The organism is Methylocystis sp. NC52PC, from assembly GCF_055698645.1.
On the sequence record NZ_CP170127.1, the window covers coordinates 365,263 to 386,719 of the forward strand.

The window sequence follows — 21,457 nt, forward strand, 5'->3', positions numbered from 1 at the left end:
TTCGCACAGGCGACGCTAGCAAGTCGCTGATTTCACACGCTCGGCCGCAAACTCTTAATAATCTGAAAATCAGCTGTAGAAGAACGGGGCTGATATGACCGCAAAAGTCTCTGGCACATTCACGGTCGCCGGCAACAGCGCCTGGACGACGCCGCGCAAGGGCAGCCCGTTCAATGTCACCGTCGAGGGGACTTTCTCTGGCGTAGTTCAACTCGTGCGGTCCTTCGACGGCGGCGTGACTCGGCAGATCATCACCAAAGACGGCGTGCAGGCTTACAAGTGGACAAGCCCTGCATCCGAGCAGGTCGAGGAGCCAGAAAGCGGCGTCCTCTACCGATTGGAGTGCCTTTCCTTGGCCAGTGGGTCCATACCGTATCGCATTAGTTGGTAAGGAGCGGCGAATTTGTTCACCATCTCGGCTGAGGCTGCGGACCGGGCCCTCGTCACGCTGGATGAGGTCGAGGAGCTAATGGGCGCCGATTGGGCTGCGCAGGTGACGGAGGCGCTCATCCTGCAAACCTCCGATCTCATCTCGCGGGAGTGCGGGATTGCTACGGCTGGCGTCACGCCCCCGACGCTCCGGCAGGAGACGTTGGTTGAGACCATTCGCATGCGGCGCAACGAGGCGCAGCTTCGTCTTTCTCGGCGCTTTATCGGCTCCGTTTCAAGCGTTACGAAGGACGGCGCCGCTCTCTCCTCGTCCTACTATGAAGTCGACAAGGCTGCGGGCGTCCTCAACTACTTGGACTCTGACGGGAACATTCAGGACTGGCCGCAGGCTGTGATGGTCATAACCTACACGGCAGGCTTCGACACCGTGCCGCAGGATCTGAAACTCGCGGCCATCCGCGCGCTCCAGGAGCAGGTTTCCGCCTCATCGCGTGACCCGTTGCTTCGCGGCGAGACGGTCGATGGGATCGGGCGGCAGGATTATTGGGTGAATGCGCCAAGCGGCGGCGGGGCTTGGGCCAGCCTATCCCCGATCGTTCTGGCGATGCTTAGCCCATATCGGACGCCCCTCTTGTGACCCCCGCATCCGCGCGCGCCAGCCTCAATCGCTGGCTCCAGAAAGCCGGGCAGACCGTGACCGTCCAGCGGATCGCGCCGGGCAACCCGCCCACAGTCGCATCGAGCATTTCCGTGCGCGCGCACATCAGAGACTTCACGCCCAAAGAGATCGACGGCGGGAATGGACTCCAGATCGGGGATTCGCGGGTCATCATGTCGACCACAACGCCGATCGACGCCGACATGGTTCTGCGCCACGGGGACCGCGTGATCGTCGGCGGGAAAACGCGCGTTGTGCTCTTCGGATATCCGGCGCCCTACATTGGCGACGAGATTGTGCGCGTCGAAGCGGTTATCCGTTGATGGCCGATCGGCTGGACGTTTTCCGCCGCGACATTTCGGTTTTTGTGCAGGACAACCTGTCGGTTGAGGCGCGAAAAAAGAAGATTGCGGACATGGCGCGCAAAGCGCTGGCCGAAACCAAAGCGCACAACGAGAAAGTTGTCGGGCACGAGACGCCTTACGACCAGATTGTGGACGGCCGCAAGGGCGCCCCGCTGGAGTCGGTCAATCCGAACAACGGAACCATCGTCTTTCTGTTCGAGCTCGGAACGGATGTTCTGCGCTGGATCGGCGAGCAACTCGTGCTGCATTCGCCAATCAAGGACCCGCCGATCCACTATAAGGACTCGCATATCCTCCTGGCCGATGGCGTCCAGATCGACCTCGGCGAGCAGATACCGATCGCGGAAACCTACACGTTCGTAAACATCGTGCCTTACGCGCGAAAGATCGAACGCGGCGAGTCCGCGCAGGCGCCAGACGGCGTTTACGAGGTCGTCGCGGACATGGCGCGTCGGCGCTTCGGCAATATCGCACAGATCCGGTTTACCCACGTCTCGACGATCCCCGGCGGGGTAAGGACCTGGACGAAGGACATGGAGCGCGCGAGTCGCAACCCGGCAATCGTCGTAACGCTGAGATAAGATAATGGCGAGGAAAGCAGTAGAAGATGCGGTTGTAGCGCGCTTGGCTGCGAACTTCTCGGATGCGCCTATTCTCGACACGAACGAAGACGCTTTCACGCCTTCCGACGGGACGAAGTGGGTTCGCGTCTATTTTCCGGTCTCGAATGTCGTGCCTCTTACCTACGCGCATTCTAACTCGGAGAACGGCTCGTTTCGTATCGTCGTCGCCACGGAAATCCTATCGGGAAAAACGCCCGGGCTGACGATCTGCGAAACGATCTCGGCAATCTTCTCGCGCCAGAAGTTCTCCGGCGTTACGTGCTTTGTGCCGAGCATCAGTGAGGCGCGCGACGACGGCAACTATTACAAACGATCGGTCATCGTGCCGTATCGGTTCGAATTCACCTAAAGGAGCCGCCCCCAGATGAGCACGCCATACGCCGCGGGTGGCGCCAAAATCTCTATTTGCACGACGGCGCGGTATGTGGAGCCCGCCAACATAGCCGCATACTCTGCGCTCACCTGGCAAGAAATCGGAGATGTCGAGAGTATCGGTGAGTATGACGATGACGCGCAGATCCTTACTGCTGCGACATTACAGGACAGCCGCGTTTTCAAGGCTAAAGGCGCGCGGGACGGGGGAACCCTGTCCCTGACATGCCTCGATCGCCCTGACGACACGGGCCAGCAGGCTCTTATCACCGCCGAGGGCGTGAACCCCGGCATGTTCGCGTTCAAAGTTGAACTGCCGACGACCCCCGGCGCGAGCAACGTCAACTATTTCTGTGCGAAGGTTTCGTCGAAGCGGCTGAATGTCGGAACCGCGGCGAACATCGTGCGTCGCGGTTTTAATCTGGCGATAACGACGCAGGTTTTGCAGGTTTTAACGCCGCGGGATATTTCGGGCCTTTTGGCTTGGTTCGAGTCCTCAGACAGCACCAACTACGCGCTTTCGGGCGGCGCTGTTCTCCAGTGGAGCGATCTGAGCGGAAACAACAACCATCTGCGGCAGGCTACGCTCGCCAACCGCCCGACGATACAGGCGGCGGCGCAGAACGGTCTCGATACGATCCGATTTACCGCCGCCTCGTCGCAAAAAATGTTGCTTACCTCCGAAATTGATGTGGAGTCGGCATACACGCTGGCTGCGGTTGTCCGCAATGGTGGCCCGGCGGGAACCGGGGAAGTGGTCCTTCTCGGCCATTCATCGAATGCGGATCGTTACGCGCCGCATTGGTGGGCCGGGGACAGTAGACTGTATTGGGTCAATTCTGGGGGCAAGGCGCGTTCCGACGCGGTTGTGGATACGGCGTCCTACCACGTGGTTATCCTGACTCTCACCGGAGGCACGGCGACAGCGGAGTTGGACGGTGCGGATATTTACGACACATACCAGGTTGTCGCGAGCGCAGCGGCTCTATTCGATCAGATTGGAGCGGGCTCCGGCGTTTTCATGAACGCGGAAGTCGGCGAAGTCGCTTTGTATGGCAGTGTCCTTTCTGCTGCGAACCGAACCGTCCTTTACAACTATCTCAAGGATAAGTGGGGAACGCCGTAAGGGCCCCCAGCTTATGTTGCGCCACCGAGCATCGGGGAAAAATAGGAAGGACTAAAACCAAATGAGCACGCCGTATTCCGCCGCTGGCGCGAAAGTCTTCATCACCACATCCGCCGTCTACACGGAGCCGGCCAACGCAGCCGCATACGCCGCACTCACTTGGCAGGAGATCGGCGATGTCGAGAGCATCGGCGAATACGGCGACGAGGCGCAGATCCTCACCGCCGCGACACTCCAGGACAGTCGGACGTTCAAGGGCAAGGGGCCGCGCGACGCGGGCACGATGGCGTTGACGGTTCTCGATCGCCCCGACGACACGGGCCAGGCGCAGTTGATCACCGCCGAAGGCGTTGCACAAAACTACGCCTTCAAGGTCGAACTACCCAACAAGTTGACAAGCGGCGGCACGAACGAACTCAATTACTTCATCGGGTTGGTTTCGTCGAAGCGTATCAATGTCGGCAACGTGACCAACATCGTCCGTCGCTCCTTCAATATCGCAATCAACTCCGCTATCACGACGACCGCGGCGACCTAAGTTTCTGGGGCGGCCGTGGGGATGTAGAACCAGAGCGAAGAGAAGGGGCACATGGATATTTTTGAAGCGTTTGGCTGCGCTAACGAAGGCGCCGTTCTGGAAGTTCGCCACCCGGTGACGGGTCTCCCGCTCACCCTTGACGATCAAACGCCGGTTCGTATTACTCTCGTCGGAATGGACAGCGAGCAGTATCGCGCCGCGGTTCGCGCTCGCACGAACAAGCGGATCAAAGCCGCCGCGGAGACATCGCGTTCGCAGGTCTCTGCGGAGATGCTCGAAAACGAGGGTCTCGATATTCTTGTGGCCTGCACGCTTGGATGGGAAGGGATCTTCGTCAAAGACGCTCCCCTCCCATTCTCCCCCGAGAATGCGAAAACGCTCTATGCGCGTCTGCCGTTTCTCCGGGAGCAGGTGGACAACTTCATCGGAGACCGTGGAAATTTCTTGAAAGCCTCGCCAGCGAGTTAGTCCTTTTCGCTGTCGAGGCGTATTTCGCTCGGGAGGAGGGCCGCAGGTTTGTGGCCCCCATTCTTGGGCATGTGTGGGTTTGGTATTGCGAGCTATCTGACGCGAGATCGAATAGCGGCTTCGGTATAAATCCGGTTTCGTATCTGGAGATAGACGCCTGGGCGCGCCTTATGCAGGTGCGCCCGGAGCCGTGGGAGGTTCGGCTCCTGCGCAAGATCGACGACGCTATCCTGCACGAGATCGCGGTTAGGTCTGAACGCAAGGAAACGGACATTCCCGTGTCAGACGTCGGGCGCGTATCGGCGCTGTTTTCGGGCATAAAGGCGCGGCAGCAAGAGTCCGGAGGAATGGGGTCGCATGGCGGCAGCGGAACAAGTCGTTAATGAGCTGATCCTCCGCGCGAAGACGGAAGGATTTGAGCGGGCAATCGCTCAAACCGACACGCTCACCAAGTCTCAAGAGAGCGCGATGAAAGCTGCCGAAAAGCAGGTTCGCGCTCTCGACGCCGAGGCGAAGTCCATGCACCAGCTCGAGCAGGTGGCGCGGACCTACGTGGCGTTGCAGCGGCAGGGCATGGCGAATACGGAACTCGCCGCGAAGCACTTCCAGGCATTGACGACGGCGACTGAGCGCCACACCCGGGCGTTCAACGATAACCAGGGCGCTCTTCGCACGCACGAGTGGGTGAATTTTTCGCGCCAGCTTCAGGACGTCGCCGTTGGGCTCTATTCGGGCCAGCATGCGATGACCATCTTTGCCCAGCAGGGCGTGCAGATGTTTGACATCCTTGCTTCGCGGCAGGGCGGTTTCATGTCGGGTCTGAAGGCCCTCGGCGGCAGCCTTGCGAGCATGATTACGCCGATGCGGCTCTTCGGCGCCGCGGCCGTCGGCGCTTTCGCAGCGATCGAGGTCGGCGCGTCGATGGCGCAGAGCAAATTGACCGCTTTAGGCTCTCAGGCTCGCAGAACGGGAATCGGCACCTCTGGGATCGTCGGCGCCCGCGGTGTGGGAGCGGGAGCAGGCCTGACGTCTGAGGAGACAGACTCTGCGCTTGCCTCGGCGTCGAAGCAGTTCGAGCAGTTCAAGCGCAATTCCGGCGACGTGCTGGAATTCTTCAAGAAATTCGACGCCGCAGCTTTGCCTGCGATCGACAAGGCGCGCGGGTTCCGGGAGTGGATTGGCGCAATTGGACAAGAGGCGCAGAAGCTCGGCGGCGAGAAAGGAATGGATCTCGCGCAGCGCCTTCTCGGGGAAGACCAAGGGCGTCTTCTCGCCGACAACATGGACTCTTTTATCAAGAGTTTGACGAAAGCCCCTGACGCGTTGGATTCGGCCGCATCAAGCGCCGAGGCTCTTTCTCGGCAACTGGCTTCCGCTAACGCGGAAGTCGACGAGAAGATGCTTCGCGCTTTCTCCGACATAAAAGTGCTATCGGCGGATATTCAAATGGCGTGGATCGGCATCAAATCCGCCTTTGCGGATGCGGTGTCTGGGGCTGGCCAGTTCTACAACTACCTTCGCAGTTTTATTCCGGACTGGAAATCCCCCACTGGCTTTCTGCAACCTACAGAGGCGGGAAGCCCGGCGGCGACGCCTCTCCCAGGAACCATAAGCGTCGGGGCGTCCCGAGCAATGTTTCCTGACACGAAGAAGGGCGGCGGAAAGAGCGCGACCGAGCGGGAGCAGGAGAAATACGACAAGACGATTGCCGATCTCCAGCAGCAGATCCGGCTCGTGAACGCAGTCGGCGACGCGCACAAGCAGGTTCAATGGGAGATCGAGAAAGAGAACTGGCTTGAGAAGCTCGGCGCGGACGCCAGCAAAGAGCATAAGCAGAATGTCCTCAATCTCGCCGAGACGCTGCGCCTTGCGCGCGAGGAGCAGGAAAAGCTCAATGAGAAGGTCAAGAACTTCAACGAAGCCTATTCCGCCGCGGCGGGAACGGTCTCCGGCGCCTTGAAGGACATCATCCACGGCGGCAAGCCGGGCGACGCGCTGAAGAAGGGTCTCGACAGCTTCGGGGATAGCGCGATCGACGCGGTGCTGACGGGCTCTGGGCCGCTCGCCAAGATGTTCGGCATGGACAATAAGACGGGCGGTGTCGGCGGCATCTTCGGCGGCATCGCCAGCATGTTCGGTTTGGGCGGCAAGGAAGTCCAGACGCAGACCATGAATGTTAACGCCGCGAGCGTGAATGTCTCTGGCGCGGGCGATCTACTCGGCGGAGCGGAGGGCCTTGGAAAGGCTGCGGGCGGCATCTGGGACTTTTTTAAGAGCCTTTGGCCCTTCGCCGAGGGCGGCATCATGACGGGCGCGGGGCCTGTCCCGCTGCGCAAGTATGCAGGCGGCGGCGTCGCCAACTCTCCGCAGCTTGCCCTCTTCGGCGAGGGCTCGACTCCAGAGGCTTATGTCCCGGTCCCCTCCGGGCGCATTCCCGTCGAGATGAGCGGCGGGGGCGGCGCCCGGATCACCATCAACCAGAACGCCTCGGGGGTAGAAGTCAGCGCGCGGCAGATGTCGGACGGCGAGATCATGATCTCTGTGGACCGGAAGATCGCCCGCGCCGTATCGCGCGTGCCGGGCATGATGGCGGACCAGGAACGGAGGCGCGCCTAAATGACCGCGCAACGCGACTCCACGGTCAAACTTTGGCCGGCCGCGCTGAGCCCGAACCGAGTGCAGGCAATCATTGACCGTCCCGCGCTGACGGGCGCGCCGGTCCTCTCCGGCCGCCCGCAGACGATAGTTTCGACAGCCGGCTCCTGGCGCATCCGCTACGGGGAAGTGGCATTCACAGGCCGGCGCTATCGACAGTTCAGGGCCCTGCTCGCGGCACTGAAGGGCGGGCTGAAACCGATCTACGTCAGCCCCTTTGATTTCTACCACGCCCCCTACGTCCTCGCGGGACTCACGCGGCCGACGCTGCGCAGTTTCACGGGCGCCGGGACGTGGACCTTCACCGGGCCCTACTACCTCGCGGAGTCCACATATGACTGCGTGCTCGCGGCTTCCTGCTCGGCGGGCGCAACGCAGATCAGCGTGACCAACTCTTCGGTCGCGCCGCTGGTAGCCGGCGACTATTTCGAGCTCGGCGGCCGGCTGCATCTCCTTGAGGAGATCGACGGCACGACTTGGACGATCTGGCCGCCGACGCGTGCGGCCTATGCCAGCGGCGATAAGGTCGAGATCGACGATCCGCGCTGCCTCTGCTACCTCGACCCAAATTCGGATGGCGCAGACCCCGACGTCCAGTTTGGACAACTCGGCTACGGCAGCTTCGATTTCATTGAGGCGCGCTGGTAATGTCGCAACCGGCCGTTTTCTTCTCGACCGCCGCGCAGGCGATGCTCGCCGGCCACATGATCCGCGCCTGCTACGGCGTGAAAATGGAGCTTGAAAGCGAGACGGTCTATCTCTGCCAGGGCGACACGTTCACGGATAACGTAGGGCAGGTCTGGCGCGGCCTCGGGCAACTCGGCGGCGTTAACGGCGTCCAATGCGGCGCGGAGGCCGTAACGGCGCCTCTGGAACTGACGATCTCCGGCGTCATGCAGAACAACGAAGGGCCAGGCTACGCGTCCTTCTATTCAGCGCTCTCGCGCGCCGTTGCGGACAGCAATGCGGAGATCCTCGGCGGGACGGTCGAAGTCTATTGGCTGCTCTTCGATCAGACGACGGCCCAGGCGATCGATCTCCCCTACCTGCTTCAGACTTACCAGATGGGAAGCGCATCTTTGGCTTTCGACGGCGGGGCTGGATCCGTGACGCTGAGCATCCCCGCCGATCCGCTCTTCGGTGGCAAGCATATTCCGCCGCTCAATCTTGTCTCGGACGCCGATCAGCAGGCGCGTTACCCCGGCGACAAGATATTCGAGCGCATCGGCTGGAAGAAAACGGTGGTTACGTTTTGAGCCCGATCGTCTTCGCGCGCGAATGTGGTCTGAGCGGCCCCTGCGCGCATTTCGTAGCACAATGGCTGCGCCAGCACGGGGTAGAAGGTGCGCCGACTATGCGGGCTATTCTGCGCGACTGGCGGCGGTTTGGTGTTGAGGCGGGCACTTACCTTTGGTGTCGGCGCCTCCGACTTTATCCGTGCGCACCCTGCCCTGGCGCCGTCGCGCTGGTGGGCCAACCGGGCGGCGAGCCGCTGCTTGGCCTTCTCGACGAGAACAATGTCTTCGTGACCCGGAGCTTTTCGCGCGTGCTGATCGACAAAAACCCGAAGATCATAAAGGCTTGGCGTGTCTAAAATCGTTTCGCCGATCCTCGGCGTCTTCGGGATGGTTGCATCGTTTATCCCCGGAATGCAGCCCGTCGCGCTCGCCATGACAATGGCGCGCATGGGCGTCGAATATGTCTCAGGGAAAAAGAAGCGCGGCGGCGACCAGCCCATTTCGATCCAGTCTCCGCCCCCGACTTACAAGGTGACTGTCGATCACCCCATCGTCCCGCGCATCATCTCCTACGGGCGCGTCCAGAACCCCGGCGTGAGTTTTTGGAAAGAGGCAGGCCCGGCGAAAACGAGCCTGACTTACGGGTTCTATATGTGCGATGGCCCGATTACCGGCATCGACATTATAACCTGCGACGACGAGTCTGTTGATTGGCTAGATTTCTCCACCAACATGGGCCCTGTTCCAACAACGACTATTTGGGGTCCGAATACATCGAGCATGAAGTGGGTGCAATGGTCAGGCGTCGGCCCGGTAGTCGGCCCCCTGACCTTTGTGGAAGTCCAGAACGCAACAGCGGCGGGCGCGCAGTCCTATTTGCTGAGCAAGTTCCAGCCTTCCGGCTCCTATTTCGGGATTTCCATCGCCGACGCGGGTATGCTCAACTATTGGGATGACCATCACCTTGGGAAAGGCTGCACCTGCTTCTACGCATGGGCGTGGTTCCCCGCTATTTATAACGGCGCTGATCGGCAGAAGTATTATCCGAACAACTGGCCGATGTATAATTTCGTCTATCGCGGTGCGCCGGTTTATGATCCGCGCGACCCAGGCCAGACGGAGCACGAGAACGGCGAGTATTCGATTTACAATACGACGTGGATGTGGAGCGAAAACCCGGCGCTGATCGCGGCGGATTACGTAAACCGCATGATCCACAACGGCACGACTGCGATCCGCGGGATCAATTGGGCGAGCATTGCGGAAGCAGCCGATGACTGCGATAGGCTGGTGGCCTGCTTCATCCGCAATTTCGGCAACGGCGGCATCTGCTACGAGCCATTCGCGCGTATGAGCGCCAATGTTTCGCTCGATCTCGAACCACGCGACGTGCTCGCCAAAATCATGGCTGTTTGTGATGGATCTTACGGGATCGATCAAAACGGCCTTTTCAACATGTGGATCGGGAAGGCTGAGACGGCGAACGTGACTTTCACGGACACGGACATCTCCGCCGTCCAACAAGACTTCGGGCTGCCGTTGTCTGAAGAGACAAACTACATCCACATCACCTACACCGAGCCGCGCCAGCGCTATTCGCCGATCGAGGCCCCGATCTACCAGGACGCAGAGTCGGTCGCCAAGATCGGCCGCAGGACGGAAGACATTCAGCTTGAATATTGTCCGTCTCCGTCGCAGGCGTGGCGCATGGTCCGCCGCTACATCAAGCGGCGGAACAGGAGGCGGCGGCTTGTCGTGCGGCTCGGGGCGCGCGGCATCCTTGCAGCGGGGCAGAGATACGTGGCGCTCAATAGCGCGATGCTCGATCTCATCGGCACATTCCGCGTCCTCTCTATATCTCAAGGGGAGAGCCTCGCGGAGTGGAACGCGGAGCTGATCGAAGTCCACGACGACATTTATGTTGACGAGCTTCCCCCGCCCGACCCGGTGAAGAATTTCGAGGTTGTAAAGGCGCCAACACTTCCGACTCCGGTTGCGCGGCTTTCCGTTGCCTACGACGACACGAACGACGGATATGCGGTCCGGATCGACTATGCACAGCGAACCGCCATCGGCGGCGTGCCGGGCTACGGCGGCGGCACGGCAATCAATTTCGATTATCTTGTTGTCGATCCAAACTTGATGTGGGACGCGCGCTATTCGACAGACGGCGGCACGACCTGGAAGCAGGTCAATGTCCTCATCTCACAATTCACGGTTCAGACGCCAGTTCTGGCCCAAGGAACAACGGTCACAGTGCAAGCGCGCTGGATTCCGAATAACGGGACGCCCGGTAATTGGGGCTCCTCCGTCTCAATCACGATCTAAAAAGACGAGGCTTAAATGGGCGCGATTGCTACCGGCTTTAATACCGTCTTTGCCGATGGCGCGAACGTCTCGCTCGCTTCTGCGCGAGGCCTCGGCGCGACGATTGAGACCTATCTCTCGGCCCCATACACCCTTAACTACAATGCGGCGGCGTCGCCGACATCAGCGCCGAGCGGATACATTCAGCGCCTCGTGGGCAAGGACGCCGACGCCTACCAGATGCTTGTCGTCGACGGCTTCGGCGGCATTCCGACTTTGCGCGCCCGACGGGCGAACGGAACCGGAGCAGCCCCGACTGCCGTTGTGTCGAGCGACGTCGTTGGCCGCATGGAGTTTTCCGGCTATTACACATCCGGCGGCGCGGCCTATGCAACGAACCCGGCCTCTGTGCGCGGCGAGGCGACAGAGAATTGGTCTTCGACCGCTCAGGGTTCGCGCGTCGTCGTCGCGACGACGCCGAATACGACGGCTACCCCTGCTGACGCGCTCTACATCGGGCAAGATCAGTCCGTTCTCGCCAAGGGCAATCTCGGCTACATCACCGGCCAGGGCGCCGGCGGCACTGTATCGCAGGCTACGAGCCGCACGACCGGCGTGACGCTCAACGCTGTGGCGGGTCAGATCACGCTGTTCAGCGGCGCGGGCTCGTCTGCAGGGCAGAGCTTCGTGCTGACGAACAACAAGATCAAGTCGACGAGCCTGCTTCTCATCAATATCGCGGGCAGCCCGACAGGACTTTATTATTTCGGCGTGAAGATCGGCTCCGGCTCGGCGACGATCACGGTCTTCAACCCCGGCAACAATAACGAGCAACCGGTGCTTTCATTCATCGTGCTCGATGGCGCGACGAACTAATCCGGACGGTCCCCCCGCCTTCTACTTTCGAGTCGTCTTCACCATCAGCGCGGCGCGCGTATTGCTTTCCTTCCTGATCGGGCTGCGCAGGCAATAGGAGGCGCAAATGGATGCGGATATCGGGATGTTCCAACTCTTCGCGACGTGCGTTCTTGCCGCCGGCATGCTTGTCGTGCGCGCTTTCCAGCGCGCTGTGGCGTAATGCCCCGCACGGCCTCGCGTCGCATCATCGAGCGCGTGGTCGTGTCGCTTTGGCGCGACGGCGCTTCGATCCGAGACATCGACCGCAATCTGCGAACGGTGCGCGCGCATGTCTCGGACGACGACATCCGTCGTATCATCCTGCAGTGGATCGACGCGCGGTCTGAGAACAAGACGCTGGGGCGGCGCGAGGTTGCCGCCGTCCCCGCCTCCACGCGCGACAGGATCGAAGGACTGCTCGCCGGTCTTGCGCTGCTTGGCGCGCTGATCGCGGCGGCGCTCAACGAGTGGATTCTTAGCCTCTACACCGAGGAGGATTGAGATGGGTGCGATCTATGAGGCGTCGGCCGCGCTGGTTGGCGCGCTGATCGGGATTCCCGCTGGGCTCGCCAGCGGGGCATTTAAGCGGCTTCGCGGCGCGCTTTCTTCAACTCGGAGTTCGAAATGAATTGGCCGCTTCAGCGTGATTGCGATCTTTTCTACGGCAACCCGCGCGGCGCCGGCGGGCGCGCAAGCGCGGCATGGGAGGCCGAAAGCCTCGTCGTCGTCGCCGCGCCATTCCAGCTCTATTACGGTTCCACGCCGGTCAAGGGCGTCCGCGTGCATCGCAAATGCGCCGAGTCCATTCGCCGCGTCTTCGCGCGCATCTGGGACGCCGCTGGCCATCGGCAGGACGTCGTGGACAGCTGGGGCGCGAGCAAGTTCGCGGGGTCCTTTGTCTTTCGCAACAAGCGCGGCGGGGCGACGCTTTCGATGCATTCCTACGGCTGCGCGATCGACCTCGACCCAGCGCGCAACGCCATGGGCAACGCGCGGCCAAATTTCGGCAAGCCCGGACCGCTCGCCGTGGTGAAGGCTTTCGAGGCCGAGGGCTGGGAATGGGGCGGGCGCTGGTCCGGTCGGTCCTGTGACGGGATGCACTTTCAGGCTGCGCGCACCAAGGTTGTGACGCGGAAGGATCTGCTCGCCGCCGGCTCGCGCACCATCGCGGCGACCGAAGCGAGCAAGGGCAGCATCGCCGGCATTGGCCTGTCAGGCGCAGGCGCCGTAGGGCTTCTCTCGCAGACCAATGACGCCGCGCAGCAAGTCGTCGGTGTGGCCGCGTCGGTTGCGGACGGAAAAGCGACCGTGGCCACTCTCGGGGTGCACTGGCAGGTGGTTGCGATCGTCGCGCTGCTCGGCGTGGCCCTGTATCTCGGCTGGTGGCTGTGGAAGGCGCAGAAGCAGATTGAGGCTGCGCGCCTCGACGACGCCGCCACGGGCGTCTATGGCGACCAGGTGCTTTACGACAACCCGGAGCCGGGGAACGTGCTCGACGGGGTTGTCTTCGATGACGGCGCCACGAGCGCCTATGTGCCGCTGCCGAACGGGGAATCCATTCCCGTCGCCATGGCCGGAGAAGCGCATGGGCAGCGCCCGCCGATCTACCCCAGCGAATGGCAGGGCGGCGAGTAATGCCAGCCGTCCCCGCCGTCCAAGTCGACTCCATCTTCGGCGACCCTCTCCCGCCGGCCGGCTCCTTCAAGTTCTGGTCTGACCGCGCCACAGGAGAGATCGGCGGCATGAACTTTCGATGCCCGTGCGGATGCGGCCAGCTCTTTGGGGTGCGGTTCGCGCCGCCGGCCGAGAACGGCTGGACGCGCACAGGCGCCGATGACGCGCTCACGATCCGCCCCAGCATCATGTGCCTGAACGCGGATGGCTCGAGCCATTGGCATGGCTTCCTGACCGAGGGGCTGTTTGTCCCATGCTGACGAAGAGGTGCGCCTGATGGGCGTTTTGATCGAGTTTATCCTCGCCGCATGTAAATTCGCCGTCTCGCGCTTCGGCCTGCCCGTCGTCGCGGCCGTCGTCGGGGTCGCCTACGGCTACCACTGGGCCGCCAAGGGCTGTCAGGCGCGCCAAGAGGCTGCGCAAGCCGCTCTGCTTCGCGCGCAACTCGAAGAGCGCGCCAGAGAGGTCCAGGCCGCCGCCATGCTCGCCGCGCGCGACCGAGCCCGCCTTTCCGCCGACGCCGAGGCGCAAACCGCCATGCAGGCGGAGATCGATCGCCTGCAGGCTGAAATCGCAAAGAAGGAGCCGGCCGATGCGCCGAAGAATGGCCCTGCTGCCCGCTGCGTTGTGGATGGGGATTTCGCTCGCCGGGTGCAGCGTTTCGACCGATCGGCCCGTCATTAGGGCCAATCTCCCTCCCTTGGCCGCTTCCTGCGCGAAGAAGGCGGGCCTCCCCCAGGTCATTACCGGCGAGGACCTGCGCGTCTTCGCCCTCAAGAACCGCGGCGCCGCCATTCGGGCTGAAGCCCGCGCCGACAACTGCGTCGCCTTTTACGAGGACGTCGTGCGCGCCAATGCGCCGGCGGGGGACGCCCAGGAATGATCGCCGCCGCGATCGCGCGCCTCGCCGCGCTGGCGCAGCGGCTCAACGTGCTCCGGCGCTTGGACGCGCTCGAGAGGCAGGAGACGGAAACCATGGCCCAGATTGACGACCTCAAGGCGGCGAACACCCGCCTGACCGACGTGGTGATGCGGCTCATCGCCGTGGTCGGGGAGATGCAGATCCAGCGCGACACGGCGCTTGGGTTCCACGCCGAGATGGAAGCGAAACTGGCGGCGCTGGAATCTTCCGATGCCGTGCAGGCTGAGATCGACCGCGCCCATGCGCTCGCCGATGCGGTTGAAGCGGCATTGCCGGCGGCGCCGGTTCCGGCCGCTTAAAGAAGCGAGACGCGCGGGGGTTCGCGGCCTCCGCACGTCTCTGGCCATCCAGAATACAGGACATTCAGGACGGTTGCGGCGAGTCTCGCCACGGACCGTTAATTTTCGGTGTGGGGGAGGGGCGCCACCATGAGCAATGATTTGACCAAGGAAGACGTAAAGGAAATCGTGGAGGACGTAATGGACCGCTTCGCATCGGTCACCCTCCCCGAGATCATGCGCGAGGCGATGGCCCACAAGATTGAATTCACCTTCGGCGTCGATTGTAAGGACCCGAGAAAGCGCGACGCCTTGCGGGACGATCTTAAATTCGTCCACCGCCTTCGCCAGCGCACCCATGCCGGCGGCGAGAAGCTGTTCATCGTCGCAGTCGGCGTCTTCGGGACTGGGTTCATCTATTGGTTCGTCTCCAAGGTCTGGCCCGATGGCCTCAAGTTTTTCCACCTGGATTAACGGCATGCTGAACGGGGCGCTCGTCGTGATCCTGATCTGCGCCGGCGATCTGCCGCGCGATGCATGCACCGAGGCGACGGCGCGCGCGGTCATCTCGACCCGCGTCGAGCCGGTGATCTGCGGCGTCGGCGCCATCTCGGCAACGGCAGGCGTCAATGGCGTCGGGCCCGGAGAGTTCTCGCGGATCAGATGCAGGCAGGGGAAATGATCGAAGCCCGCAAGCCGTGCCTGACGCAGCCGTGGGCGACCATCATCGTCGGGGGCGTGTCGCTCCTCGTGACCGGGCTCGTCGCGCTGACCTATGCCCCAATGCGGGCCGAGATTGACGCCCTGCGGCGGGATGTGACGGCGCTTGAGGTCGGTAAGGCCCGCCTTGAGGAGCGGGTGAACAATATGCACATGTTCGTCGTGAGGCTGGCGCAGCCGCCGCCCAGAGACGGGCAGAAGAAGGATTGACCGCCCCGCCCCGGTTCGCGCCGGGCGCGGGGCGCTTTTCGCGTTTTATGGTCAGTTCTGATCGCGGAAGGCCCGCTGCACAAACGGGACGAGCCAGCGCTCCCACGCCAGCCCCGCGATAAAGGAAAAGAGGATTATGCCGCCGATTGCGTCGGCCGCCGGGAAGTTCTCGGACTGAGCGCAAGCGGGTGCGCTAGCCGGAACCGCCACCTGATCTATGGGAGCGGCGAGCGCCGTGCTGGTTCCGGCTAGCGCGACGGCCGAGATAAAAATGCCGGTTCTTTTCATAATTCAAAATCCCAAAGCGCAGCGATATAGGGCGTATTTACGCGCACACTCGTTCGGGTGGCAACAGCGCGTCGGCCCAAGAAACGCCCAAGAAACACGGGACCAAAAACGGAACATTCCTCAATTAGATTGCGCCAAAACCCTTTGTTTTCCGCCATTTTGTTTTATGTTCCGCCGCTCATAACGGACTGGTTGGGGGTTCAAGTCCCTCCCGGCCTACCAATGCAAAATACAGGCATTGATTCTACTTTGCTTTCAGGTCTCCCGTCCGCACGGGGGAGACGGGTGCTCCATAGAACCCTGTTTCGTTCTCTCCGAACTTGGCCATTCCATCCCGCACGAGTCGTTTCCGGTCGGCCTTTTGGCTGTAGCGCGCCGACTCTTGCGAGCCGTCGGCCCAGCCGTAGATCGCGTTTAGTTGCCGCTCCGTCGCGCCGTTATTTGCGAGTCTGGTGGCGCCCACCACCCAGCGGCCAATGCGATCAAGATGCCAGCGGCAAACTGTAGCAAACCACCAAGGCAGATTCGGAAAAGGTGAGATTGTCGACATCAAAATTGACATGTGGCGACAACCCCCCTTTATATGAACTTGGAATCATCCATCACCTGGAGGATTTCGTCATGAAATCACTCTTTCTTGCTTCTATTGCTCTCGTCGTAACCTGTGGCGTTGCTTCTGCTCAACTCGCAATACAACCGTCTCTGAGGCCGGTTATTCCGGTGAACCCGCTGGGAACTCCGCTCCAACCGAGACTGCAACTGCCGATACGCACCACTCCAGTTCAGCCTCTCTTGCTGCCCGCAAATCCCCGCCAACCCAATTGTGCCTGTCCCGTTAGCGTTGGTGAACCGTTCCAATTTTAGAACTATAACGCTTTCAGCCAACGGCTTTCGGGGCGAAGCTCGATTGCTAGGAGACGCCCGTGTGAATGGAGTTCCCTAGCCCAGTTTAGGTTGACATTGTAGCGCTTTAACCGGTTGTCGCTTCTGTGTCGCCGCCGGGCCGGGAGCGCGAGGCGGTCAGCGGCCTTTCGGTTTTTTCCCCGGGTTCGACGGCGCAGGCTTCTTTGCAAGCGAGGCGGTTGTCGCCTTCCTTGCAACCGGCGCGGGCTTCGGCCTGGCGGGTTCTCTTGTCATCCGGCTTTTGGGGGCTTGGCTCGAAGCGGGCGCGGCCTGCTTTGCAGGGGTCACCGACGGCGCGGGCGCGGGCTCGGGAGCGGCGGGTGTGTCCATTGCGGTCGGCGGCGACGGCGAGGCAGGCTCTGCCGGGATCGGCGCCGGCTTTTCCGCAATCGGAGCCGCCGGCGGCGCGACAGCGGGAGTCACAACAGTCTCTGCAACATGTGGGGTCGGCGGCGTCGCCGCCGGCGCGGGCGCGGGCGCGCGAGCTTCGGCATCGTCGGTTTTCCGCGAGGCGCCGGGAAGCGGCGGAAGCATCCACAAAACAAGGAAGCCGAAGAGCGTGAGACCAACCACGCCCAATAAAAAATTTCTCATAGGCAATCCTTTCGAAACCGAAGGAGCCGGATGTACTCAATTCTGCTCTAAAACCGTTACAGTTGGCAAATGCAAAGCCAAGCGAAATAAGGCCGCGCGCCTTCAACTTACTTAGTCTTTCCTGTCTCGACGATAGTGCGGCGGAAGCGGCGCAAAGCGTTCGAGCGCCGTGATGGAAAAGAAACCGCCGATCCATGCGCCGAGCGCGGCGAACAGAACATAGGCCCAGTTCGACGTATAACTGATAACAGCGAAGGCTGACAGCACGTACCAGGTGCTGCTCCAGCCGGCCGCTGCATAGCGGCGGCGCATCGACACCGCCGCATTGAAAAAGACATAGACGGCGTCGGTCAAGGCTGTCGATAAGACAACGCCAGCAGCGACCCAGGGGTCGATCGGGGGAATAGTCACGTGAGGGTCACCGCGTTTAGTGGAAGGAGCAGCAGGACTAAACGAGATCGCCGCTTACTGTAAATGCGATGTTTTTGGCGCGTCCCAGGCAAAGAAACGCAAAGCCTGGTCCAAGGCCGCGACCCCCGCTAATGATTTTGTTGTTATGCTTTTCGCGAAAGAGAATCGAATGAGCGCACCAGGCCAAGACCCGACCAAGGCGACGGGCGACCGCGCCGCCTGGTCCGGCGATGCAGGCGATCGACCGGCGACCGACGTCTGGCTCGCGCAATTCGAGCCGGCATGGCGCCCGCTCGATCCACAACTGCGCGACGTCCTGCGCATGATCTATGCGCGACTGAAGGGACTGCCCCCTCCGGCGCAGCTTTCGCCGGGCGAACTTCGGACGATCAATTCCAGCCTGTCCTTTTTCTTCGGCGCAGGCGCCCCCGCGCTCCCGCATATCGAAGAGCGCACGATCAGCGTCCCAAGCGGTCGCGCGCGGATCAGACTCTATGATCCAGGCGCCGCCGCCCCGGCGCCAACGGTCATTCTGCTGCACGGCGGCGGCTGGGTCATGGGGAGCGTCGACACCTATGACGGCTTCGCCCGCCAGATCGCGCAAAGATCGGGTCTTCGGTGCCTGAGCGTCGACTATGCTCTCGCGCCCGAGCATCCTTTTCCCGCGCCGCTGGACGACTGCATCGCGGCCGTCCGCTGGGCGGCGTCCGAGGGATCGACCCTCGGCGTTGACGCAAGCAGATTGGCCGTCATTGGAGACTCCGCCGGCGCCAACCTCGCGCTCGCTCTCTGCCTCGCGCTGCGCGACGCCGGCGACAGCCCGATCCGCGCAGCCGCGCTGCTGTACGGCGCCTATTCCCTGGACCTCGAAACGCCGTCCCATCGCGCCTACGGCGGCGGCGCATATTTTCTTGGCTCCGCCGACATGGGTCGATACCTCAACGACTATCTTCAAAATGAAGCCAGCCGGCGAAATCCGCTCGCGGTTCCGCTACTCGCCAAGCTGACGGGCCTGCCGCCGCTCTACGTCGCGGCCTGCGAGTTCGATCCGTTGCTGGACGATTCCAGATCTTTGGCGGCGCGCGCCGACGCGGCTGGCGCTCAGCTCGAGTTTCATGTCTGGAACGGCGTCGTGCATGGCGTCGCAAGTTTGATGGGCTGGATCGACGCCATGGGCCCGCGCGTCGATCATCTCTGCGATTTTCTCAGACGCGCCACCCGCCTATAATTTCCCTGAAGAGCTGAAGCGATAGTGGAGAGGCGCGTGATCAGGATTGTCGAACACCGAAGCGCCCTGCCGAATGGGCCCATTATCGCCCTGCATATTCGCCGCGACGCGAACGCCGAGCCGTCCATTTTCGCCCGGGTCGCCATTGAGGTGTTCGGAAGAAGTCCCGCGCCGGACGCCTTTCCGGAGCGCTTGCCGGTTGCGGACGCTTTCCTGCAGGCGTTGTCCTATGCCGAGCGCCAGGGGATAGCGGTGATGTGGATCGATGATCCGCTCGGCCTGTTCCCGCCGCAAAAACGTCCGGCGCCAGACGCGCGCCTCGGCGGCTGATACATTCTTTCCCAAACCCTCTGGAGTTCGCACCCTAATCGCGGGGACCGGGATAGACGCCGCGCAGCGCGACGCCAAAATGCCGCCGCCATGCTTCGTCACACCCGCAGGAGACGGTTTCGAGCGCGCTGCGATTGAGCACCCGGATCATTCCGCGTCCCGTATCAATCAGCCCTCTCTCCCGCAGCGGTTTGACCACGCGGGTCAGATAACTGCGGCCAATGCCGAGCATTCCCGCCAATTGATCTTGCGTGAGCGCAAGCTTCTCCTGGCCGGTGCGGTCCATCGCGGCGAGCAGCCATTTCGCCGTTCGCTGTTCGATCGTATGCGCGGCGTTACAGGCGACTGATTGAAACACCTGGGCGAGCAGGCAGTCAGCGTAGCGCGCGAAGAGGGTGCGGATAGCAGGCGAAGACCGCTTCGCCGCGTCCAACCGCTTGATCGGCATCCGCAGAAACTGACCCGCGGATTGCACCTCGGCGCGGGCGAAGGCGGGAAGATTTCCTTCACTCACCACGCCCCCGATCGCGCCTTCTCGGCCCACGAGGGCGGCTTCGATAAGCTCTCCCTCCGGGAGCGGCGTCAAGAAGCAGGCGACGCTTGCGCCGCAGGGGAAATAGACATGGGTGACGTCGTCGCCGGGATTGTAGATGACCTGGCCGCGAGCGCCCGACCAGATCTCTAGATAGGGCGTAAGCAACGCCAGATCGTTTGGGCGGAGGGCGCGCAGCAGATTGTTGCCCTCCTGCTCACCGGCGCAGGGATTGGTAGCCATTCTCCACCAGCGTGCGACTTCTGACCTTTAGTTAGGCGTTAACCGCGCTCCCCGGCCTTATGTTCATTTGTGAGCAGACAAGTCGCCCCGATTATGCTGCTTTAAAAGCATGCTCTTGACCAACTCAGAAAGACAAATGACCGAGCTCGAGGCTGACAACGATGGAGAGCTGAGCAAATCCATGCTCAACGCCGTGCTCGATGCGCTGCCAGTTGGCGTCATCATCGCAGACGCCCATGGCAAGATCATTCGTGACAACGCCGCCAGCCGCGATCTGTGGGGGGCCCCGCCTGTCACCGCGAATTGGGAGGGCTACTCTGATTGGGTGGGCTATTGGCCGCACTCCGGCCAACGCCTGACGGCGCAAGAATGGGCGATGGCCCGCACCTTGCGAACGGGCGAGGTGGTTCGCAACGAGCTCGTGCAGTCCGAACACTTCCAGACCGGGGAGCGACGCTTCTTCTTCAACAACTCAGCTCCGATCGTCGACCCTCAAGGACGGATCGTCGGCGGCGTCGTCGTCGAGGTGGACGTTACAGAATACCGCAAGGTCGAAGAGCGGCTGCGGGAAAGCGAAGAACGGCTGCGCCGTCTCAATTCGGACCTCGAGCGTCAGGTCGAAGAGCGAACCGCGCAAGCCAAGGAGGCGTTGGCGAAACTCTTCGAGGCGCAAAAAATGGAGAGCATCGGCCAGTTCACCAGCACGGTCGTCCATGACTTCAACAATGTGCTGGCGGTCATCATGGCGAACCTGCGCGTGCTGCAGAGGCAATTGAAAGGGCAGCCCCAGGCCCATGCGCTCGACGCCCTCGCAACCGCAGAACGGGCCGCAAATCTGGCCGGGCGACTGCTCCTTTACGCCCGGCGCACAGATTTTGAGCCCAAGCCGGTTTCTATCCCCGAGCTGCTCGAGGGCATGCGGCAGCTTTTACATTATTCGCTGGGGCCCGACATTGTCTGTGTTCTGAACGCGCCTCCCGGGCTGCCGGCAATCATGGTCGAGCCGCACCTGCTCGAGCTGACGCTGGTGAACCTGGCGACCAATGCGCGAGACGCAATGCCGCGTGGCGGCGCCTTTACAATCGAGGTCGTCGAGGAGCGGGTCGAGCAGGAGGCTCCGGATTTTCCCGCTCTGACCAAGGGCGATTATGTCCGGCTGACCGCCTCGGACACCGGCTGCGGCATGAACAAAGAAACGCTCGACCGCGCCGCGGAGCCGCTCTTTACGACAAAGAGCGGACAATCTGGCACAGGCCTCGGCCTTTCGATGATCCGGGACTTCGTGGCGCAGTCGGGCGGCGCGATGCGTCTCAGGAGCGCCGAAGGGAAAGGCACGTCGGTCGACCTCTGGCTGCCGCGCGCCTCCTGACGCCGCAGCGCCAAGCACCGCTTTCAAGAGAAGGCGGCCCGCCGAATGAGGGAAACGACGGACCGCCCAGCCGAACCGCTCGCAAGCGGCCAGCCCCAACGGTGGCCTCGCACGGGCG

General features: G+C 62.1%; 31 protein-coding genes. 27 read left to right on the top strand and 4 right to left on the bottom strand.

What is annotated here, in order from left to right; all coding sequences use genetic code 11:
- Nucleotides 1-94 precede the first annotated feature (94 nt).
- The 24 genes from ACETII_RS03590 (at nucleotide 95) to ACETII_RS03705 (ending at nucleotide 15,441) form a co-directional block, all read left to right on the top strand.
- Nucleotides 95-391: a hypothetical protein gene (locus ACETII_RS03590; RefSeq protein ID WP_472787157.1), complete on the top strand. Its 297-nt coding sequence runs from the start codon at nucleotides 95-97 to the stop codon at nucleotides 389-391.
- A 12-nt stretch (nucleotides 392-403) separates the two neighbouring features.
- Nucleotides 404-1,027 carry a hypothetical protein gene (locus ACETII_RS03595; RefSeq protein ID WP_472787158.1) on the top strand — a complete coding sequence of 208 codons (624 nt, stop codon included), beginning with the start codon at nucleotides 404-406 and terminating at the stop codon, nucleotides 1,025-1,027.
- Nucleotides 1,024-1,371 carry a hypothetical protein gene (locus ACETII_RS03600; protein WP_472787159.1) on the top strand — a complete coding sequence of 116 codons (348 nt, stop codon included), beginning with the start codon at nucleotides 1,024-1,026 and terminating at the stop codon, nucleotides 1,369-1,371. Before ACETII_RS03595 ends, ACETII_RS03600 begins: the two co-directional genes overlap by 4 nt.
- Nucleotides 1,371-1,994 carry a hypothetical protein gene (locus ACETII_RS03605; protein WP_472787160.1) on the top strand — a complete coding sequence of 208 codons (624 nt, stop codon included), beginning with the start codon at nucleotides 1,371-1,373 and terminating at the stop codon, nucleotides 1,992-1,994. Before ACETII_RS03600 ends, ACETII_RS03605 begins: the two co-directional genes overlap by 1 nt.
- A 4-nt stretch (nucleotides 1,995-1,998) precedes the next feature.
- Nucleotides 1,999-2,385 (top strand): phage tail terminator-like protein, encoded by a 387-nt coding sequence (locus ACETII_RS03610; RefSeq protein WP_472787161.1) that lies wholly within the window; start codon nucleotides 1,999-2,001, stop codon nucleotides 2,383-2,385.
- 15 nt (nucleotides 2,386-2,400) lie between these two features.
- Nucleotides 2,401-3,534, top strand: a complete 1,134-nt coding sequence (locus ACETII_RS03615; protein ID WP_472787162.1) for a hypothetical protein — start codon at nucleotides 2,401-2,403, stop codon at nucleotides 3,532-3,534.
- A 61-nt stretch (nucleotides 3,535-3,595) separates the two neighbouring features.
- Nucleotides 3,596-4,072, top strand: a complete 477-nt coding sequence (locus ACETII_RS03620; protein WP_472787163.1) for a phage tail tube protein — start codon at nucleotides 3,596-3,598, stop codon at nucleotides 4,070-4,072.
- A 51-nt stretch (nucleotides 4,073-4,123) separates the two neighbouring features.
- The gene (locus ACETII_RS03625) at nucleotides 4,124-4,540 is read left to right on the top strand and encodes a hypothetical protein (protein ID WP_472787164.1); all 417 of its coding nucleotides are present in this window, start codon (nucleotides 4,124-4,126) and stop codon (nucleotides 4,538-4,540) included.
- A gap of 50 nt (nucleotides 4,541-4,590) precedes the next feature.
- Nucleotides 4,591-4,923 (top strand): phage tail assembly chaperone, encoded by a 333-nt coding sequence (locus ACETII_RS03630; protein WP_472787165.1) that lies wholly within the window; start codon nucleotides 4,591-4,593, stop codon nucleotides 4,921-4,923.
- An 85-nt stretch (nucleotides 4,924-5,008) separates the two neighbouring features.
- The gene (locus tag ACETII_RS03635; protein ID WP_472787166.1) at nucleotides 5,009-7,156 is read left to right on the top strand and encodes a phage tail length tape measure family protein; all 2,148 of its coding nucleotides are present in this window, start codon (nucleotides 5,009-5,011) and stop codon (nucleotides 7,154-7,156) included.
- On the top strand, nucleotides 7,157-7,843 hold the full coding sequence (locus ACETII_RS03640; protein WP_472787167.1) for a hypothetical protein: 687 nt from the start codon (nucleotides 7,157-7,159) through the stop codon (nucleotides 7,841-7,843). It abuts the gene before it with no gap.
- A complete protein-coding gene (locus tag ACETII_RS03645; protein WP_472787168.1) occupies nucleotides 7,843-8,451 on the top strand; it encodes a hypothetical protein in 609 nt (202 codons plus the stop codon). Before ACETII_RS03640 ends, ACETII_RS03645 begins: the two co-directional genes overlap by 1 nt.
- Entirely contained in the window at nucleotides 8,448-8,789 is a 342-nt protein-coding gene (locus ACETII_RS03650) for a hypothetical protein (protein WP_472787169.1), read from the top strand. The genes ACETII_RS03645 and ACETII_RS03650 overlap by 4 nt, the downstream gene beginning before the upstream one ends.
- Entirely contained in the window at nucleotides 8,782-10,761 is a 1,980-nt protein-coding gene (locus ACETII_RS03655; protein ID WP_472787170.1) for a hypothetical protein, read from the top strand. The genes ACETII_RS03650 and ACETII_RS03655 overlap by 8 nt, the downstream gene beginning before the upstream one ends.
- A 15-nt stretch (nucleotides 10,762-10,776) precedes the next feature.
- A complete protein-coding gene (locus ACETII_RS03660) occupies nucleotides 10,777-11,616 on the top strand; it encodes a hypothetical protein (protein ID WP_472787171.1) in 840 nt (279 codons plus the stop codon).
- A gap of 201 nt (nucleotides 11,617-11,817) precedes the next feature.
- The gene (locus ACETII_RS03665) at nucleotides 11,818-12,138 is read left to right on the top strand and encodes a hypothetical protein (RefSeq protein ID WP_472787172.1); all 321 of its coding nucleotides are present in this window, start codon (nucleotides 11,818-11,820) and stop codon (nucleotides 12,136-12,138) included.
- Between the two features lie 123 nt (nucleotides 12,139-12,261).
- Complete coding sequence (locus ACETII_RS03670) at nucleotides 12,262-13,272, top strand: M15 family metallopeptidase (RefSeq protein ID WP_472787173.1); 1,011 nt, start codon at nucleotides 12,262-12,264, stop codon at nucleotides 13,270-13,272.
- Nucleotides 13,272-13,571 carry a ubiquitination-like system serine protease family protein gene (locus ACETII_RS03675; protein ID WP_472787174.1) on the top strand — a complete coding sequence of 100 codons (300 nt, stop codon included), beginning with the start codon at nucleotides 13,272-13,274 and terminating at the stop codon, nucleotides 13,569-13,571. Before ACETII_RS03670 ends, ACETII_RS03675 begins: the two co-directional genes overlap by 1 nt.
- On the top strand, nucleotides 13,558-13,995 hold the full coding sequence (locus tag ACETII_RS03680; RefSeq protein WP_472787175.1) for a hypothetical protein: 438 nt from the start codon (nucleotides 13,558-13,560) through the stop codon (nucleotides 13,993-13,995). Before ACETII_RS03675 ends, ACETII_RS03680 begins: the two co-directional genes overlap by 14 nt.
- 16 nt (nucleotides 13,996-14,011) lie before the next feature.
- Nucleotides 14,012-14,194 carry a hypothetical protein gene (locus tag ACETII_RS03685; RefSeq protein ID WP_472787176.1) on the top strand — a complete coding sequence of 61 codons (183 nt, stop codon included), beginning with the start codon at nucleotides 14,012-14,014 and terminating at the stop codon, nucleotides 14,192-14,194.
- The gene (locus ACETII_RS03690) at nucleotides 14,191-14,532 is read left to right on the top strand and encodes a hypothetical protein (RefSeq protein ID WP_472787177.1); all 342 of its coding nucleotides are present in this window, start codon (nucleotides 14,191-14,193) and stop codon (nucleotides 14,530-14,532) included. Before ACETII_RS03685 ends, ACETII_RS03690 begins: the two co-directional genes overlap by 4 nt.
- 129 nt (nucleotides 14,533-14,661) lie before the next feature.
- The gene (locus ACETII_RS03695; RefSeq protein ID WP_472787178.1) at nucleotides 14,662-14,985 is read left to right on the top strand and encodes a hypothetical protein; all 324 of its coding nucleotides are present in this window, start codon (nucleotides 14,662-14,664) and stop codon (nucleotides 14,983-14,985) included.
- A gap of 4 nt (nucleotides 14,986-14,989) precedes the next feature.
- Nucleotides 14,990-15,193, top strand: a complete 204-nt coding sequence (locus ACETII_RS03700; RefSeq protein ID WP_472787179.1) for a hypothetical protein — start codon at nucleotides 14,990-14,992, stop codon at nucleotides 15,191-15,193.
- Nucleotides 15,190-15,441, top strand: a complete 252-nt coding sequence (locus ACETII_RS03705) for a hypothetical protein (protein ID WP_472787180.1) — start codon at nucleotides 15,190-15,192, stop codon at nucleotides 15,439-15,441. The genes ACETII_RS03700 and ACETII_RS03705 overlap by 4 nt, the downstream gene beginning before the upstream one ends.
- A 51-nt stretch (nucleotides 15,442-15,492) precedes the next feature.
- On the opposite strand, the gene ACETII_RS03710 is transcribed toward ACETII_RS03705, so the two are convergent.
- The 3 genes from ACETII_RS03710 to ACETII_RS03720 form a co-directional block, all read right to left on the bottom strand.
- On the bottom strand, nucleotides 15,493-15,729 hold the full coding sequence (locus ACETII_RS03710; RefSeq protein WP_472787181.1) for a hypothetical protein: 237 nt from the start codon (nucleotides 15,727-15,729) through the stop codon (nucleotides 15,493-15,495).
- A gap of 244 nt (nucleotides 15,730-15,973) precedes the next feature.
- Complete coding sequence (locus ACETII_RS03715) at nucleotides 15,974-16,291, bottom strand: hypothetical protein (protein WP_472787182.1); 318 nt, start codon at nucleotides 16,289-16,291, stop codon at nucleotides 15,974-15,976.
- A gap of 1,046 nt (nucleotides 16,292-17,337) precedes the next feature.
- Entirely contained in the window at nucleotides 17,338-17,637 is a 300-nt protein-coding gene (locus ACETII_RS03720; protein WP_472787183.1) for a hypothetical protein, read from the bottom strand.
- A gap of 169 nt (nucleotides 17,638-17,806) precedes the next feature.
- Between ACETII_RS03720 and ACETII_RS03725 the strand changes: the two genes are divergently transcribed.
- Together ACETII_RS03725 and ACETII_RS03730 are read left to right on the top strand one after the other, a co-directional pair.
- The gene (locus ACETII_RS03725) at nucleotides 17,807-18,865 is read left to right on the top strand and encodes an alpha/beta hydrolase (RefSeq protein WP_472787184.1); all 1,059 of its coding nucleotides are present in this window, start codon (nucleotides 17,807-17,809) and stop codon (nucleotides 18,863-18,865) included.
- A 36-nt stretch (nucleotides 18,866-18,901) separates the two neighbouring features.
- Nucleotides 18,902-19,195, top strand: coding sequence for a hypothetical protein (locus tag ACETII_RS03730; protein ID WP_363349570.1), 294 nt, complete (start codon nucleotides 18,902-18,904; stop codon nucleotides 19,193-19,195).
- A 34-nt stretch (nucleotides 19,196-19,229) separates the two neighbouring features.
- On the opposite strand, the gene ACETII_RS03735 is transcribed toward ACETII_RS03730, so the two are convergent.
- Nucleotides 19,230-19,970: a Crp/Fnr family transcriptional regulator gene (locus ACETII_RS03735; protein WP_363349571.1), complete on the bottom strand. Its 741-nt coding sequence runs from the start codon at nucleotides 19,968-19,970 to the stop codon at nucleotides 19,230-19,232.
- A gap of 136 nt (nucleotides 19,971-20,106) precedes the next feature.
- Between ACETII_RS03735 and ACETII_RS03740 the strand changes: the two genes are divergently transcribed.
- On the top strand, nucleotides 20,107-21,339 hold the full coding sequence (locus ACETII_RS03740) for an ATP-binding protein (RefSeq protein ID WP_472787185.1): 1,233 nt from the start codon (nucleotides 20,107-20,109) through the stop codon (nucleotides 21,337-21,339).
- The last annotated feature ends 118 nt before the right edge of the window (nucleotides 21,340-21,457 follow it).